The following is a 15,388-nucleotide window of genomic DNA, read 5'->3' as shown; positions in this document are numbered from 1 at the left end:
ACCGTCGCGGTTACCGCGGCCTCCCCGGCGCCCACGGCGCCCGCCGCGCCCGCGGCGTCAGGGCTCGCCCTCGCCGACATAGGCGGCAAGCGCCGGCACCGCGGCCTCGTAGCAGGCTTCCATCTGATCGAGGCAATCCTGGCAGGGGTCGGGCCGGCGTCCGAGAATCGAGCGGATCAGCCGGAACTGCATCACCATCGCCTCGGACGCCAGGCGCTGGCAGGCGGTGGCGATCGCGGCCGGCAACGGCTGTCCCTGCACGCTGAGCCAGCGCAGGTATTTGCCGAGCAGCTCGAAGTTGGCGCCCAGCTGGCGCAGCACGTTGAACGCGTACGGGTGGAAGGCCGGCTCGCCGCGTACCGCCAGTTCGTCCAGGTGCTGCGGAAACACCTGCCGGTACGCCGCGATCGGGTTCTGCCGCGGGCGCCGCGCCAGATGCCGCCGCAACAGCGCCAAAGACGCGCGCAGCAGCATCGGGCCGGACAGCGGCGGAAAGCGCCGCCGCACGACCTCGGCATACGGGAACAGCAGGTGCGGATCGGCCTGCAGCTCGGGCAGCAGCCGGAACAGGCCCGCATAGTCGTCGCCGCGCGCGACGTGGTAGCCGTCGTTGTGGTAGTAGCCGACGCCGCGCGCCTCGGGCATCAGCACGTCGATGCCGATGGTGGTCTTGGTGTGCTGGCGCCGGTACGACGTGGCGCGATTGTCCGGCAGGTAGTAGCCGTCGACCTCGAGCAGCACCACGTGGCCGCGCGCGGTCTGCGTCGCGACATGGCGCTCCATCGCGTCGTACAGCGACAGCTCCTGCACGACCACGCCATAGAGCCGTTCGAGATCGTCAACCGGATACTTGAAGAAGGTGAACTGGTCGCCCTCGAAGTCCTGCGCGACGGTAAAGGGCAGCGCCGCCAGCGGATCGAGCTGCCAGCCGTGCAGCAACTCGATCCACAGGTCGACATAGCAGTTGGTCTGCGGCCACACCGCCTGCTCGGTATGCAGCACATGCGAGGCATGCACGGATGGCGCCAGCCGCCCGGTGCCGTCATACATGGCGCAGTCCCAACAGCTCGCGCACCTGGCTCGGCCAGCGCGCCAGCGCGAAACCGTGGTGGCGCAGCAGCGCCAGGATCAGCCGGTCGATGCCGAAGCCGACGCAGCCGGTATGGGCTCGCGCGCCGTCGGCGGTGCGCAGCGGCCAGACTTCGGCGAAGTGGTCCTTGTGGTAGTTGAAGCTCATGCAGGCGGTAGGCGGGGCGTCGTCGTGAATCGGAATCAGCAGTTCGAACTTCAGCTTCTGCTCGCGCTGGCCGTCGGCGACGATCTTGCCGCCGCGGCCGAAGAAAGGGTCGTTGGCCAGATCGAGCTGCCAGGGCAGGGCCAGCTGCTGCGCCAGCGCACTGCCGCGCTCGATCCACTGCGTGCGGAACGCGACGATCTGCTCGGCGGTGCCCAGCCGCACGTACTCGCGCATGCGGAACAGCTGCATGCGCGCCGGGTCGACGGAAGGCTCATGGCGGAAGCAGTACGACAGCACGTCGACCACGCGGCCCTGCGGCGGCAGCGGACCGCGCGCGGCCATCACCGGATAGATCGGATAGCAGGCGGCGGGGGTCAGCACCACGCGCGTGGGCCGCTGCTGGTCGGCCCATTCCTCGCCGGCATCGAGCCGCGCCAGCAGCCGATGATGGTCGCGATCGCCGCCGCAGAAGCTGTGCACGGTGCCGGCCAGTTGCGGAAAGCTCTTCAGGTATTCGCTGGCTTCGAAGTCCTGCCGCGCCATCGCCGGCGGAAAGCGCATCACCTCGGCCTGCTGGTCGGCGCCCAGCGCGCCGATGGCGGCGTTCAGCCCGTCTGCAATCGCCTCGAAGTCTGCGCTGCGGCCATACAAGCCATCGACGCCGGTCGGGATCAGCAGGCCCGCCTCGATCAGCGCCTGGCGAAAGCGCCGCTGCGCCGCCAGCGCGGCCTCCTCCGGTGGCCGGGACAGGCGCTGCGGCGGCGCCGTGGTGTCGGCAGGCCCGACGGCGCCATCGTGCTGGCCGCTCTGGTAGTCCATGCCGATTCTCCTCAATGCGAACGTTCGGCCAGCAGCAGGCTGGCGGTATTGGTCAGGATGCGGTCGTTGCTGATCATCAGCGGCGCGGACCACAGATCGCGCAGATGACGGCCGACGCTGAACGGCGTGCCTTGCTTGTAGCCCGCCATGCCGCAGATCAGCAGTGCGATCTGCACCGCTTCCAGCGCCAGCGTCGACACGCTGGTCTTCAGGCCATTCATTTCGGCGGCGAAGGCAAAGTCCGCGGAGACGGAACGGCCGGGCGTGTGCTGGCGGTAATGCGCGAGCGCCATCTGCACGCGCGCCTCCATCGTGTCGATCATCGCCGCGGCCTCGGCCAGCTGCGTGGCCGAGGGCGGCAGCGTGCCGGGCCGGGCCCTCGCCTGGCCCTGGAAGAAGGCCTTGGCCCGCTGCACCGCGTCGGCGGCGATGCCGGTCCACAACGCGCTCCACAGCATGTGCGACACCGGCGTCATGGTCGCGTCGGCGATCTCGCCGAACGGCACCGGCACGATCTGCTCGCAGGCGCCGCGCGCCTCGAGCCGGAAGCCGTTGCTGCAGGTGCCGCGCATGCCCAGCGTGTCCCATCCGCTCGTGCATTGCAGCGTGCAATCGCCATCGAGCACGCAGACCAGCACCTGGTCGGACTGCGGCGCCTCCGCATGCCGGCGAGCGGTGGCGAGAATCACGTCGGCCTGCGCGCCGTACGAAATGGTCGGCGCCATCTTGACCAGGTGAAAGCGCCCGCCGTCCGTGGCCACCGCGCAGCCGCTGGTGCGCAGCGCGCCGCCGATCGACTGCTCCGAGGTCGCCGACGCCAGCAGCAGCTGGTCGGCGGCGATGCGCGCAAGCAGGCGCTCGTGCCAGATGCTGCCGCGCGCATGAGCGACCAGGCAGGCGACCTGGATCTGGTGCATCGCGTAGATCATGCCGGTGGCCGCGCAGGCGCCGCCGAGCACGCGGCAGATCGCGGCGATGGTGTCGAGCGTTGCGCCGCCGCCGCCGAGTTCGATCGGCACCATCGCGCCGAGCAGGCCGCGCTCGCGCAGCGCGGCGATCGCCAGCTCGGGAAACGCTGCTTCGCGGTCGACGCGATCGGCCTGCGCCGCGGCAAGCGGCACGACGTCGCGCGCGGCGGCCAGCGCGTCCCGCGGCGGATGCCCGGACTCCGGCGCATCGTCCTGCCCCTGATCGGCGGCGTCGTGCGGGCGGGGCTGCACCGCATGCGCGGCGAACGCGTTCATGCTGCCTCCTGCTGCTGGCGCAGATAGACGATCGCGTCGGCCAGCGACTGGATGCTGCGGAACAGCTGGCGCGTCAGCATACGGTCCGGAATCTCGATATCGAAGGCGTTCTCGATGGCCAGCATCACGTGCACCGTGGCGAGCGACGACAGACCGGCTTCGTAGAGGTCGGCCTGGTCGTCCAGCGTGTCCGCTGGCACCTCGAGCCGGCCCACCTCCGCCAGGATCGTGCGTAGGGTGGCTTTCATGGTCTCCTCTCCCTGGGGTCTTGGTATGCCCCATTTGGCTCGACCGTACCCGCCGGCACCGTGCGCTTGCCAACGCACGTTCGCCACCGCCGTGGGCCGGACCCCGTTCAGAACGCGCTCTTGCCAGTCCAGCCGTGCAGCGCGGTGCGCGCGATGATCCGCAGGTCCAGCTGGAAGGACCAGTTGCGGATGTAGTAGATGTCGAACTCGATGCGGGCGCGCATCTTCTCCACCGTGTCGGTCTGCCCGCGCAGGCCGTTGATCTGCGCCCAGCCGGTGATGCCGGGCTTGACGCGATGGCGCAGCATGTAGCGGTCGATCAGCTCCTTGTACATCTCGTTGTGTTCGAGCGCATGCGGGCGCGGGCCGACCACCGACATCTCGCCGCGCAGCACGTTGAAGAACTGCGGCAGCTCGTCGAGGCTGGTACGGCGCAGGAAGCCGCCGATGCGCGTCACGCGCGGATCGTTGCGCGTCGCCTGCGTGACGCCGCGGTCCTGGTGGACCACCATCGTGCGGAACTTGAAGACGTCGAACGGCTTGCCGTCGATGCCCAGGCGCTTCTGCCGGAACAGCACCGGACCGGGCGAGGACAGCTTGACGCCGATCGCGATGGCGATCAGCAGCGGCGACATGCCGAGCAGCGCCACGGCGGCGAACACGCGATCGAAGCTTGCCTTGAGCAGGCCGGTGATGCGCGAATCGGGCGGGCTGTTCAGATCGATCACCGGCAAGCCCAGGAATTCGCTGAAGCGGTGACCGAGCAGCTCGACCGACATGATGTCGGGTACCCAGCGAATGTCGACCAGGTCGTTGCGGAACTGGTAGACCACGTCGCACAGGTCGCGGCACGCCGCCATCGGCAGCGTCAGCCAGATCTCGCGCACGTCGTGGCTGCGCACGAAGCGCGTGACGTCGCGCATCTCGCGCAGGATCGGCACGCCGGACGGCAGCGTGTCGTCGTCGTGGTCGCAGTAGATGCCCACCACGTGATAACCAGCCTCGCGAATGCGCTGCACGCGCCGGTACATCTCGTTGCCGAGCGGACCGTAGCCGAAGATCAGCACGCGCTTGGCGTTGATGCCCTGCTGCCGCACATTGCCCAGCAGCTGGTACAGCACCAGCCGCGAGCCCACCAGCGCCAGCGAGACGGCGCCGAACCAGCTGGTCGACCACAGCCGCGACACCGCGCCTATCTGATGCATCAGATAGGCCAGCACCAGGCCGCTGACGGCCACCAGGCTCCATGCCGCCAGCGTGCGCAGCCCGAGCGCGGCTCGGCTGCGGCCGCGCCACGATTCGTACAGTCCGCAGGCTGGAAACACGATCAGCGTGGCGACCGCGCAGAACGCGGTCAGGAAGCCGTGCACCGGCGCCGCCGACGCCAGTCCGCCCTCGGGAAACCAGAATTCGCCGACCAGGATGCCGCAGATGCCCACCGTCAATGCATCCGAGACCCGATACAGCAGTTGCAGCGCTGTCTGCCGCTCGACGACCGCTTGCGCGCTTGCCGTTGCCATGACCCTCTCCCCTTGCTGCCCCGTCGATGCCGTGCGCCGGCATATCGGGAACATCGTCGCGCCCGGGTCGGCGTGGGGTCTGTTGGCTCGCCCACACACACTTGGGGACGGCGGCGCGGTGCGGTCGACGGTGCGGTGGCGGGTCTTGTCGTTCTCGTTGGTCTTTCGTCTTGTGCCTGCTCTTCAGTCGCGCGTGGCGGAGATCGAATCGATGCGCCATTGCGCGGGAAGCAGCCGCGGCCGTGCAGCAGGCGTGATGGTGGTGGGCGTGGACGTTGGCGTGGCGAGCGACGACGGTGACGATGGCGGGATCGTCGCGGCTTCGCGCCGTGGCCAATCCGCGCGTTGAAACGGCCTCGCGCGTCCGGACAGATACAGCGCGATCTGCTCGATCCATTGTTCGGTCGGCGCGTGCGCGCCCGATGCCGGCACGCCCAGCAGCAGGGCGCCAAGCAGCAGCAACAGCGGTGCGCGCGGCGAACGGTGCCGGCGCGGCGCGGTCGCGAGCAGACAGCCGCCGCTGACGGCAAAGCCCAGCGTGAGTCCGCCGATCACTTCGCTGGCCGAATGCGCGCCCAGCGGCAGACGCGAATAGCCCACCAGCAGCGCGAGCGATGCGCCCAGCATTGCCGCGGCCCACCCGAGTCGCGGCGCACGCCCCGGCGCGAGCCGATGCATCAGCACCGGCAGCACGCTCGCCGCCATCATGCTGTGGCCGGAGAAGCCGGTGAAGTCGAGCGCAGGCACGCCGACGCCCCAGCCGATGAAGGCGAGCTTCGATGCCAGTGTCAGTCCCGCCGCCGCGGCGAACGCCAGGCACCAGTCGCGCGCCGCGCGCCATTCGCCGCGATGGCAAAGCGACAGCAGCAACAGCGCGGCGCAAGGCAACAGCAGCGCGGTGTCGCCGAAGCGCGAGATCAAATGCCAGTTCCACATGGTGTCGAAGGCCCCGTGCCGCCGCGCTGCAGGCGTGGGCTTTTGGTCCTTTTGGTTGATGGAAGTCGCAAGATCGATTGGATATCGTCAGTCTTGTGGTGGGCCAGGCGGAATCGGCCTGCCACTTTGGAGCCCGCATGGTCCCCCGGTCTGCGGGCTTCTTTTTTCCCCCTTCCCGGCTGCGGTCGTCGTCGCCTCGTCGACCTGCCCGCGACCCTTCCAAAAAAGAAAGGACCCCGGCGTGCCGCCGATCGAGCGGCGGCTCCGCCGTGGTCCGCAGATCCGGCCGAGCGATCGCCGCGGCCGAGACGCGCGTGTACGCATGTCGTTCGACTCGTCATCCGACATGCGGCTCCCCCGAGCACGCGCCTTGTTTTCCCCCCTTCGTGTACGTTCGGCAGGCTTCGCTTATCGATCTTCCGGCCGCGGTGTCTCGATGTCGCCGCCCTTGCTCGCGCACGTACCGGGCGCCACCGACAGGAACGACGTCGCCAGTCCTGCCGCGATACGCCTTCGCGCCTCGCGCTCGCCGGCTTCGCGGGCGGCGATCACCGCGGCATCCTCGCTGCAGAATGCGCGGCCATGCAGTTCGCCGCGATGGACCAGCGGCCCATCGCTCGCCGATGCCAGCCGGATTTCATAACAACATGCCCACTTGTTGCGGCCCTCCGGCACGGCGAAGCCGCGCACGATCAGCACCGCCGATCCTCCATTCATATGACCCCCCGCTTCTGCGGCGGCGGACCTTCTGATCCCGGGTCCGGCTACGCCAGCAGCGTAGTGCCAGCATAGGCGGCATCACCGGTGGGCGACCATCAGCCGCTTGCCGTAGAACCAGGGCGCAAAAAGTTGGAGGCCGGTGCGGGAGCGGGCGCCATCAACCAGGCCATGCTGGCGCGCGGAAAGCATTGGCCGCCGGCGCTGACGAGCGCCACCGCGGCGCAGACCAGGTCCGGAGAAGCCGGGGCCAGCAGGCAGCCGCCGGCGCCGGCCCGGGCCGCGCGCTGGGTCAGCGCGGTGGCGCCCGGCCGGGCGATCAGCAGCCATCGACACGGCGCGATGCGCTGGCACAGGGCGTCGATCAGCGCGACCGGGTCCGCTTCGCTGCTGCTGCAATCGAGCAGCGCGAAATCGACGGGTTGTTTGGGCAGTTCGGTCGAGGGGGCGTTCAGCAGCCATTCCGGCGACTGCAAGGTCAGCGGGCGAGAGGCCTGGCGCTTGCCCAGGTAGCGCGACAGCGCGCGCACCATGATCGCGTTGTTGGCCAGAAGGATGGTCGTCATCGACTCGGGCGAGCTCAGGAGGGCGAGGTGACTGCCGGCGTGCATGTCCATAAGCCTAGCAAGCCGCCTCCCGGGCCGCCTCGACCATTGGCATGAAGTGTCTCAGCCGAAAGGATGAGTTCGCGCCAGCACATGCCCCCGTCACCGGCGCTGCCGAGATCACGCCGCCTGACAGACCGCCGGCATCCGCACGCCGTCCGCGTGCAACGGCACCGCCCCGAGCGCCGAGGGTCCGGGCCAGTTCAGCTTGGCGCCGCGCCGCAGCGCTTCGTAGACCGCCTCGCCCTTGTTGCGCACATGCAGACGGTGGTACAGCGTGCAGGCATGGGTCTTGGCCGTGGCCACCGAGATATTGAGCACGCGGCTGACCGTCTTGATCGGGTAGCCGCGCGCCAGCAGCGCGAGCACCTCGTATTGCCGCTCGGTGATATTGAGCAGATGCGAGCCGAACGACGGCGTCTCGATATCGGGCTGGATCAATGGCGCGGTCCGGATGGCAATGTCCGTGGGCCAGCCGGGCACCGCGCGCGTCGACTCGATCGGTTCGTCCGGCCGGTTCACGTCCCCTTGCCCTTCCCCGACCGCGGCGGGGCTGCGCGGGGCAGCCTGCTGCGTCGGATCGGCGTAGATCAGTGCCGGGAAACATTCGCCGCCGGCAAGCACCAGCCGGATGGCGGCATCCAGGACTTCGGCGCAACAGTTCTTCGACAGCAGGCCCGCCACCATCGGCGGCACCGATTCCTGCGCCATCGCGGCGGGCAGGCCATCGGCCAGCACCAGCACCCGCTGCGGCGCCAGGTAGCGGCACACGTCCTCCATCGCGCGCCAGGTGCCGCTGCCATCGTCGTGCCAGCCGTAGATCAGCAGGTCGGCGTCGCGCAGCCGGGCATCGTCGGCTGACGGCAGCGCGGCCGGTTCGACATCGATGACGTGGACGGGGAGTTCGGATTGCGCCAGTAGCTGGCGCAGGCCCAATCGCAGTAGTGGATGAGGCTCGATCAACAGAATGGTGGCCATGCCGCTCTCGTTCTTGTTGCGACACGTGCGCCGCGACGGTCGCCCGTGTGATCGGAAGTGCGGCGCTATGTTGCGCCTGCCCCTCCCTACGATCCACCCCGCTTTAGTACGGCGCAGCGTTCAGCGCAGCCGTCCCTTCCCGTCAAGCGCGATGCAATCGCCCCGTTTGCGTGTTTGCACGCTTTCGATCCCTCTAAAGACAGACTTAACTTTCACTTATTCTGCGGTCCAGCATATGCAGGGCAAAACAGGAAAGCAAGGCTCGCCAGATGGTTGGTAAGTCGCTTTTGTGCGAATGCGTACGCAGCGCAAGGCTGGAGGCGGGCTAAGGATTTTCCCTTACGTCAATCGCAAAGCGGCCGCCTTCTTAGGGTTCGGACCGATGTCCGGGGCGCTTTTTGGCGGGGCTCGGCCCGGTGGAAGGCCAGGCGGGCAGGTGTGCCGAGAAAATAATTTACATTACACTTCGGGTAGCAATTTGGGCAGGTTGCGCTACCCGTCTGCCGAAAGTCGTTATCAATCAATCACTTAAGGCCGATTGTCGATGTCTGTACGGGACGACACGCTGGATCCTTCGAAACTGACGCGAACGGAATTCGCCGTGGTGCGGGCGTATGCCCAGGGCATGGCGGCGGTCGATATCGCCAACCGCTACCTGCTGGACCCGGACGAGGAGGAGGCGCTGACCGAGCACCAGGCGGTACAGCGCATCCTGCGGCTGCGCGATCGGCTGGTGCAGTTCGCGCTGCAGAACAACCGCCCCGATATCGCGGCGATGTTCGACTCGCTGAAGGGCCGTTCCAATGTCGCGATGGACCGGCGCGTCGACGCGTTGTCGTCGCTGGAGCGACTGTCCCCGGGTCGGCCCGCGCTGGACCATGCGGTGTCGTTGTGGTTCGGGCCCAGCCTGTCGCGCAGGCTGGTGGCGGGCGGTATCGGCAGCATCGGCGAGCTGGTGGAACGGGTCAACCGGCGCGGCGCGGCCTGGTGGCGCGGGGTGCCGCGCCTGGGCGCCAAGTCGGCCGACGTGGTGCGGCACTGGCTCGAGCGGCAGCGGGAGACGCTGCGTGCCAGCGACGGCGGGCCGGTACTCGGGCCACAGGTCGGCGCGCTGCTGGTGCCGTCGCAGCGGCCGCCGATGACGCCCGCGCTGCTGGATGATCGGCTCGGCGATCCCGTTCCGCTGGAATATATGCTTTGTGCTTCACTTTTCGGCGACTGGCGCTTTGCGCTTGGCGAAGAGGTACGGCTGGTACGCCAATGGCTCGACGGCAAGCGGCCCGGCTCGCATACCTGGGCCAGTTATCGGCGCGAGGCCGAGCGGCTGCTGCTGTGGGCGGCACGGCGGCGGCGTCCCTTGCGCACGATGACGGCGGACGATCTGGCGGCGTACTGGGACTTCCTCGCCGATCCGCAACCGGCGTCGTTCTGGCAAGGACCCGCGGGCCCTCGCGATCGCAGGCCGTGGCGGCCCTTCGAAGGCGGGCTGCGCGACAGTTCGCGTCAGGCGGCGATGCGGGTGATACGCGCGATGTTTGGTTGGCTGCTGCAGCATGGCGTGCTGACGCGCCATCCCTTCGACGGGTTCGTGATTCCGGGTGCTGCGGTGGCGTCCCTTGGCGGACACGGTGCGGATGGCAGCGCGACGGGCATCGCCGCGCAGAGCGTGAGCGCGTTTCGCCGTTGGCTTGACGGGCCGGACGGTACGCCGATATGGCGAACCGCCAATGCCGCGGCCTATCTGATCGGCGATTGCGGAATGCGGATCGGCGAAGTCGTATTGGCCACCGGCGAGCATCTACGGCTGGACGGCGGCAGGCGCTGTCTGCTTCGGCCGCGGTCAGCCGTGGATGCCGCGGGACGGATGGCGATCGTTGTACCGGACGTTGAATCGCGCCAGTCTGAGATGCGGTTCGCCACGCTGGGCGATGAAGCCTGGGTCGCGCTCTCGCGGCACTGGGCGGACCGTGGCCTGGCGGCGGACGGGCTGCCGCCGGCGGCGCCGTTGCTGGGTCCGCTGAGATTGCCGCCCACCTCCCGGGGCCAGGCCAAGCAGGCCAGCCAGCCGCTTGCCGGCTACTCCGCCAGTGGACTGGATCGGCTGCTGCGCGCCGCGTGGCGTGATTTCGTGGCGTTGCCCGAACATGCGGAGCACCGTACCGTTCGTTTTACGCCACGCATGTTGGCTCGGGGGCAAGCCGGAGAGCCGTGATGGCCGGCCGGGCGCCTCGGCCGGGTTCTCGTCCGAGCGGGGCGCGGCCTTTCGCAGCCTGCTATAGCAGCGATTTGTCCAGGCCGAAGCGCGCCTTCAGGGCTTCCAGCAGCGCTTCGCGCGCGTCGCGATCGGTCAGTTGGACATCGAGCACGACGCGGCCGGAATCCCATTCCTTGATCGTGCCCAGCAACTCCCCACCGCTGGTGCGGATCTTGTACTGGCGGCTGATCTCCTTGACCTTGCGCGCCTTGCCTTCCTGCGCCTGCTTGCGGATCGCCTCCACTTCGCGGCTCGACAGGCCGTCGTTCATGATCCGCATCGCGAGCTCGCGCGTGCGCTCCTCGCCGGCCAGCTTGCAGTACAGCGTCAGCTCATAGCCGGCCGCGATGCCGATCGCGCTGGGACGCTCGCGCATCACCATCAGCACCGACTCCGGCAGTTTCAGCAGTGCCAGCGTCTTGTTGACGGTGCCGGCCGACATGCCGGTCAGCTCGCAAATATCTTCTTCCTTGGAGACCTTGCCTTCGTCCAGCAACTGGCGCCAGGCGATGGCATTGTCGAGGGCCGACTGGTCCGAGCGCTGCTCGTTCAGCAGGAACGACAGCCGGTAGAAGTCGAGGTCGCTGAGGTCGCTCTCGACGAAGCACTCCATCTCGAGCTTGCCGGCAGCCGCCAGCGCGCGCTTGCGGTAGTGGCCATCGATCAGGATGTAGTGCCCGGGACGGGAGGGGTCCGGCGCCGCCAGGCCCGGCGTCTTCTGACCGTGGGTCGCGATCGAGGCGGCGCGCTCCTGAACGACCGCGGGATCGTAGATCCGGCGCGCGTTCAGCGGGTTGTCGTGCAGCTGGGCCAGGGGGATGCGCTTCAGGACCCGGCCGTCCGCCGAGCGTTCCTCGTTTTCAGCGCTGAAAGTTTCAGCGCTGAAAGGCGGCCGTGTTTCGGCGCCCTTCGCCTGCAGCAAACCGTGCGGGTGCTTGGCGATCGCGGCTTCCGCGCGGGCGAAGCGATCCAGTGTGTCGGCACGGTTCTTCTCCGCCGCCATGCCCGCCAGCATGCCGGCCCGCAGATTCTTGATCTTCGTTGCCATTCTCTTTACTCGATCAGGGACAGCACCTCGTCCACCATGATGTCGACCTCCTGCACCGCCTCCCGTGCGCCGGCCACGCCGTGCACGGTACAACCGATCGCCTGGCACTCACGGAACGCGGAGCGCGAGCCGATCATCGATTGCAGCAGAGGAAAGTCGCCGTCATCGCCCAGGATTTCGATGGCCTGGCGCGCGATGGAAACGCGGCGTTGAACCATATTGGCCATCACACGGACGGTCAACGTTTCGTTCTGGACCTGCGCATGCTGCGCGAGGGTCTTGGCGGCCACCGCGGCCCATAGATCGGGGGGCGACGGGACCACGGGTATTACCGCCAGATCGGAGATCAGCAGCGCGCTGGAAGGCGCGGCCGAATGCACCGCCGGCGGGCAGTCGACGACGATATAGTCGTAGTCCTGTACGAACTTGCGCACTTCCCGGTGCATTGCCCCGCCGGACGCCGCCAGACCGATGACCGACGCCGGGAAAGGGCGCTCGTCGGAGGCCTGCGCCGCCCACCGCGTCGCGGTTCCCTGCTCGTCCATGTCGACCAGCATCGCGCGCGCGCCGCGCAAACCCAGAGTGCCGGCCAGGTGCATGCTGACCGTTGTCTTGCCGCAGCCGCCCTTCTGATTGAACACCGTGATGATTTTCGCTGCCACCGGGGCCTCTCTCTTTCAGCGCTGAAAGCGCGGTTTGACTGTAGGCGAAACTTTAGACAATCGCCTCCGTGCTATCAACCGATTTCTTCAAATACACGAATTAGTTACAGTGGAGATGCCAAAAGCCGCGCAAGTATCTTCAAAACTTGTGCTTGAAAATCGGTCGAGAATCGGCCTACATTAGAGGTTGTGCGTTGTACGCCGCACATGACACGGTTAGACAAACTGGATATGATGCCCAACACAGTCGCGTCAAGTCGTGTCACCCTCGTCGGCTTCCGTTCGGTATCTGCGAGAAATCAACGTGCTTGAACGGTTGTTTGCGTCGTGTACAAAGAACTTGCGTCGGAAAGGAAACTCACATGGCAACCGGTACGGTTAAGTGGTTCAACGAAACCAAGGGGTTCGGCTTCATTACCCCGGACGATGGTGGCGCGGACTTGTTCGCCCATTTCTCGGAAATCCAGGGCACTGGATTCAAGACGCTGAAGGACGGCCAGCGAGTGACCTTCGAAGTCAAGGAAGGTCCGAAGGGCAAGCAAGCATCCGGCATCAAGCCGGCCTGATCGCCCGCGTCGCCGCTGGTTCGCGGCACTCGTCGGGAACCAGCAAAAAAGCAGGTGTTCAACACCTGCTTTTTTTTGCCCCAACGAACAGGGCCCGGCATCCGTGGCCGCTGTGGTTCGCCGCTCAGGCGAGCTTGCGCACGCTGGTCCGCGACGGCTGCAAAATCAGCGCCTTCGACGAATCGGCGTCGACCTTGGCGTCCGGATAGACCACCAGCACGTCCTTCAGCGCCTTGCGGAACAACGCACGGAACTTGCGCTCGCTCTCGGTCTCGGTACCGAACTGCATCTGCAGCGCTTCCCACGGGATCTCGGTACGCCGCTGAATCGTGAAGAAGCGGTAGGTCAGCCAGGAATAGACGTCCAGCGCGAACGGCGACTGCTTCAGCGCCTTCAGCGCGCGCATATCGACCGGCACAGGACGATTGACCAGCTCGTTGAAGAACGGCTCGGACAGCACCACGAAGCTTTCGAACATCGAGCCCTGGCCGGGCTGCATCGGATCCCACCACGTGGACAGCTGGTCGGCCAGCAGATAGCCGACGCGATCGATCGACATCGGCTCGTGGTTGTTGGTCTGGTTCTGGGTCGGCGCGGATTTGTTCTGGACGATCGCGATGGTCGCCGAGAACAGGCGGATCATCTGCTGGCGCACCAGCGTCATCGTGCCGCGCTTGCCGCCCGTTGCCATCGGGATGCCGAGGTTGTACATGAACTCGGACAGCGAGTTGCCGAGCGAGATGCGGCGGTCTTCGACGGTGCCGGTAAACTCGCCGCGCTTCTTCTTCGCCATGATCTCCTTGCCGATCCAGGCCAGCATCAGGCGTGGATAGGAGCCGTAGGGATAACCAAGCGACACGGTTTCCGACACCAGCTTCTGGCGGCCATTGCTGGCGCGCTCCGAACGCTGCTGCGTGAAATAACCGGGCTGGATCATCAGCGAGATATTGCCGCTGGTGCGCGTCCAGACGGGCGGCGCGCCCTTCGGGGCACGGTAGGGCAGGGTGACCTGGACACTCGCGCGGCTGAGGAAGCCGACTTCGCCACTTTGCCAGGCGTCCTCGCGCTCCATGGCCTGCGCTTCGTCGAACAGCCGCTGAAATTTTTCGGACGGAACCAACGGCGCCTCGTTGCCAGGAACGATGATGCGCGAGGGTCCGGTTTCGACGTCAGTGACGGTGCGGTCGTCCGGGGTGGCCAGGGAACGTTTGATCGGCATATCGGCGTGCTTCGAATTACCCGCCTTTTTACTTGATGACGCCACCCTTGTCACGCAGAAACGGGTACGTTCGGGGATTCGGGCGTATACCCCGAAGCGGCACCCAGTCTGGCCGGCGTATACGCCAGCTTCGCGGCTGCTACCGCCACCCCTGATCTGGTCGCGATCTCTCTCTTTTGCCAGCTCGCATGCCGTGCGGCAGGGGGCAACCCGGCAGGGTTGTCCACTTCCGCGCGGTCATCCACTACAAGCAATACATACCTTTACGGTTAACTACTCCTAAACCGTATACGCGCGGCCAAGCCGTTGAACCGTAAACGTAAACCGTGCGTCTGCGTACCTGATTCTGCGCTGCAGCGTACTCGATTCTGCGAAGCCTCGAACCCGAATCTGCGTATACCCGAACCCGTTTCAGCGCAAGGCCCGAACCGCTTTCTGCGGGGATAACTTCGGCATTGCACAGGCTTATCCACAGCTGCGGCGATGCCAGGCGTACCCGTTTCTGCGCCGAAATGGGAGCGCAGGCCGTGCGGAATCACCGCATAAGCGTGCCTGGGCGCACTTCTACGTCGCATCTTGGCCGAGTCTCTCCGGTTCCGTACCCGTTTCTGCGCCGGCCAGCGCGAACCTGCGCTCCGCTGCCGCGTACCCGTTTCTGCGGCGTACCCAGTTCTGCGAGCCGAACGGGCTGGCGTGGCTTCGGAAAAGCGTACCTACTTCTGCGTACCGAACCGAGCCTCGATCGAACGGCCAGCGTACCTGTTTCTGCGAGGCTTCCGGCTCGACAGACGGCACTTTTACCCTCGCGCTACCACGTATACGTACGTCATACGAAAAGCGGGCACTTGCAAACTTATCGGGCCGAACAATCATGGCCCCGCTCGGGAACGTACCCATTTCTGCGACGGCGGCCCGCGCCCGCGCTCGGTGCAGGGACGAGTTCTCCGCCGGGGCGTACCCGTTTCTGCGCGCCGAGGCAGGGAATCGGCCAGCCATGGCGCGTACCCATTTCTGCGGCCAACAGCGCGCTGACGGCCGGCAGAACGCAGCCCAAAAAGACCGTACCCGTTTCTGCGCGGCACAAAAAAATTGCTCGGACCGTACCCGTTTCTGCGGGCTTCGAACCGTTGCCATGATCGGCACGCGTACCCATTTCTGCGACTGTTGATGGTTCGACAAAGGCGGCGCGCCGCGAATCCGTACCCGATTCTGCGGACGATACAGCGCGAACCCGTACCCGTTTCTGCGGCGCTAGCCCAGGGAAATCGGGGCACCAATCCGCCCCGGCGCGCGCTACCAGGGGAAGGGGGGCGGCGAGAAGGGAGGACGGGGAAG

At 66.9% G+C, this 15,388-nt stretch carries 14 protein-coding genes; 2 read left to right on the top strand and 12 right to left on the bottom strand.

Annotation, left to right across the window (positions count from 1 at the left end; translation table 11 throughout):
- Positions 1-57: 57 nt before the first annotated feature.
- From B551_RS01085 to B551_RS01045, 9 genes are all read right to left on the bottom strand, one after another.
- Positions 58-1,050, bottom strand: coding sequence for a DUF1839 family protein (locus B551_RS01085; protein ID WP_023263316.1), 993 nt, complete (start codon positions 1,048-1,050; stop codon positions 58-60).
- Positions 1,043-2,056: an amino acid--[acyl-carrier-protein] ligase gene (locus tag B551_RS01080; RefSeq protein ID WP_006579169.1), complete on the bottom strand. Its 1,014-nt coding sequence runs from the start codon at positions 2,054-2,056 to the stop codon at positions 1,043-1,045. The genes B551_RS01085 and B551_RS01080 overlap by 8 nt, the downstream gene beginning before the upstream one ends.
- Before the next feature lie 11 nt (positions 2,057-2,067).
- On the bottom strand, positions 2,068-3,300 hold the full coding sequence (locus B551_RS01075; RefSeq protein WP_023263315.1) for an acyl-CoA dehydrogenase family protein: 1,233 nt from the start codon (positions 3,298-3,300) through the stop codon (positions 2,068-2,070).
- Positions 3,297-3,548 carry an acyl carrier protein gene (locus B551_RS01070; protein ID WP_006579866.1) on the bottom strand — a complete coding sequence of 84 codons (252 nt, stop codon included), beginning with the start codon at positions 3,546-3,548 and terminating at the stop codon, positions 3,297-3,299. Before B551_RS01070 ends, B551_RS01075 begins: the two co-directional genes overlap by 4 nt.
- 107 nt (positions 3,549-3,655) lie before the next feature.
- The gene (locus B551_RS01065) at positions 3,656-5,068 is read right to left on the bottom strand and encodes an undecaprenyl-phosphate glucose phosphotransferase (RefSeq protein WP_006579867.1); all 1,413 of its coding nucleotides are present in this window, start codon (positions 5,066-5,068) and stop codon (positions 3,656-3,658) included.
- 183 nt (positions 5,069-5,251) lie between these two features.
- Positions 5,252-6,004, bottom strand: coding sequence for a phosphatase PAP2 family protein (locus tag B551_RS01060; protein WP_006579868.1), 753 nt, complete (start codon positions 6,002-6,004; stop codon positions 5,252-5,254).
- A 408-nt stretch (positions 6,005-6,412) separates the two neighbouring features.
- On the bottom strand, positions 6,413-6,721 hold the full coding sequence (locus B551_RS01055; RefSeq protein WP_006579869.1) for a hypothetical protein: 309 nt from the start codon (positions 6,719-6,721) through the stop codon (positions 6,413-6,415).
- Positions 6,722-6,819: 98 nt separating this feature from the next.
- Complete coding sequence (locus tag B551_RS01050) at positions 6,820-7,287, bottom strand: response regulator transcription factor (protein ID WP_043436615.1); 468 nt, start codon at positions 7,285-7,287, stop codon at positions 6,820-6,822.
- A 159-nt stretch (positions 7,288-7,446) separates the two neighbouring features.
- Complete coding sequence (locus tag B551_RS01045; protein ID WP_006579578.1) at positions 7,447-8,304, bottom strand: response regulator transcription factor; 858 nt, start codon at positions 8,302-8,304, stop codon at positions 7,447-7,449.
- A 544-nt stretch (positions 8,305-8,848) separates the two neighbouring features.
- On the opposite strand from B551_RS01045, the gene B551_RS01040 reads away from it, so the two are divergent.
- A complete protein-coding gene (locus B551_RS01040) occupies positions 8,849-10,516 on the top strand; it encodes a phage integrase family protein (protein ID WP_023263313.1) in 1,668 nt (555 codons plus the stop codon).
- A 61-nt stretch (positions 10,517-10,577) separates the two neighbouring features.
- On the opposite strand, the gene B551_RS01035 is transcribed toward B551_RS01040, so the two are convergent.
- Together B551_RS01035 and parA are read right to left on the bottom strand one after the other, a co-directional pair.
- Positions 10,578-11,606: a ParB/RepB/Spo0J family partition protein gene (locus B551_RS01035; protein WP_006576251.1), complete on the bottom strand. Its 1,029-nt coding sequence runs from the start codon at positions 11,604-11,606 to the stop codon at positions 10,578-10,580.
- A 5-nt stretch (positions 11,607-11,611) separates the two neighbouring features.
- The gene (gene parA / locus B551_RS01030; protein WP_023263312.1) at positions 11,612-12,268 is read right to left on the bottom strand and encodes a ParA family partition ATPase; all 657 of its coding nucleotides are present in this window, start codon (positions 12,266-12,268) and stop codon (positions 11,612-11,614) included.
- A gap of 362 nt (positions 12,269-12,630) precedes the next feature.
- Between parA and B551_RS01025 the strand changes: the two genes are divergently transcribed.
- On the top strand, positions 12,631-12,834 hold the full coding sequence (locus B551_RS01025; RefSeq protein WP_006576252.1) for a cold-shock protein: 204 nt from the start codon (positions 12,631-12,633) through the stop codon (positions 12,832-12,834).
- A gap of 124 nt (positions 12,835-12,958) precedes the next feature.
- Here the strand turns inward: B551_RS01025 and B551_RS01020 are convergent, their stop codons facing one another.
- On the bottom strand, positions 12,959-14,053 hold the full coding sequence (locus B551_RS01020; protein ID WP_006576253.1) for a replication protein RepA: 1,095 nt from the start codon (positions 14,051-14,053) through the stop codon (positions 12,959-12,961).
- Positions 14,054-15,388: the final 1,335 nt, after the last annotated feature.

The organism is Cupriavidus sp. HPC(L), from assembly GCF_000307735.3.
In the GTDB taxonomy this organism is placed as follows: Bacteria; Pseudomonadota; Gammaproteobacteria; order Burkholderiales; family Burkholderiaceae; genus Cupriavidus.
Note: the sequence above shows the minus strand (reverse complement) of the source record. Positions and strands in the feature narration are given on the sequence as shown.

Excerpts from the sequence above, each read along its gene's own strand:
- B551_RS01020 (WP_006576253.1), bottom strand. The coding sequence starts at position 14,053 with ATGCCGATCAAACGTTCCCTGGCCACCCCGGACGACCGCACCGTCACT.
- B551_RS01050 (WP_043436615.1), bottom strand. The coding sequence starts at position 7,287 with ATGACGACCATCCTTCTGGCCAACAACGCGATCATGGTGCGCGCGCTG.
- B551_RS01085 (WP_023263316.1), bottom strand. The coding sequence starts at position 1,050 with ATGTATGACGGCACCGGGCGGCTGGCGCCATCCGTGCATGCCTCGCAT.
- B551_RS01065 (WP_006579867.1), bottom strand. The coding sequence starts at position 5,068 with ATGGCAACGGCAAGCGCGCAAGCGGTCGTCGAGCGGCAGACAGCGCTG.
- B551_RS01080 (WP_006579169.1), bottom strand. The coding sequence starts at position 2,056 with ATGGACTACCAGAGCGGCCAGCACGATGGCGCCGTCGGGCCTGCCGAC.
- B551_RS01060 (WP_006579868.1), bottom strand. The coding sequence starts at position 6,004 with ATGTGGAACTGGCATTTGATCTCGCGCTTCGGCGACACCGCGCTGCTG.
- B551_RS01070 (WP_006579866.1), bottom strand. The coding sequence starts at position 3,548 with ATGAAAGCCACCCTACGCACGATCCTGGCGGAGGTGGGCCGGCTCGAG.
- B551_RS01040 (WP_023263313.1), top strand. The coding sequence starts at position 8,849 with ATGTCTGTACGGGACGACACGCTGGATCCTTCGAAACTGACGCGAACG.
- B551_RS01055 (WP_006579869.1), bottom strand. The coding sequence starts at position 6,721 with ATGAATGGAGGATCGGCGGTGCTGATCGTGCGCGGCTTCGCCGTGCCG.
- B551_RS01075 (WP_023263315.1), bottom strand. The coding sequence starts at position 3,300 with ATGAACGCGTTCGCCGCGCATGCGGTGCAGCCCCGCCCGCACGACGCC.
- B551_RS01025 (WP_006576252.1), top strand. The coding sequence starts at position 12,631 with ATGGCAACCGGTACGGTTAAGTGGTTCAACGAAACCAAGGGGTTCGGC.
- B551_RS01035 (WP_006576251.1), bottom strand. The coding sequence starts at position 11,606 with ATGGCAACGAAGATCAAGAATCTGCGGGCCGGCATGCTGGCGGGCATG.
- B551_RS01045 (WP_006579578.1), bottom strand. The coding sequence starts at position 8,304 with ATGGCCACCATTCTGTTGATCGAGCCTCATCCACTACTGCGATTGGGC.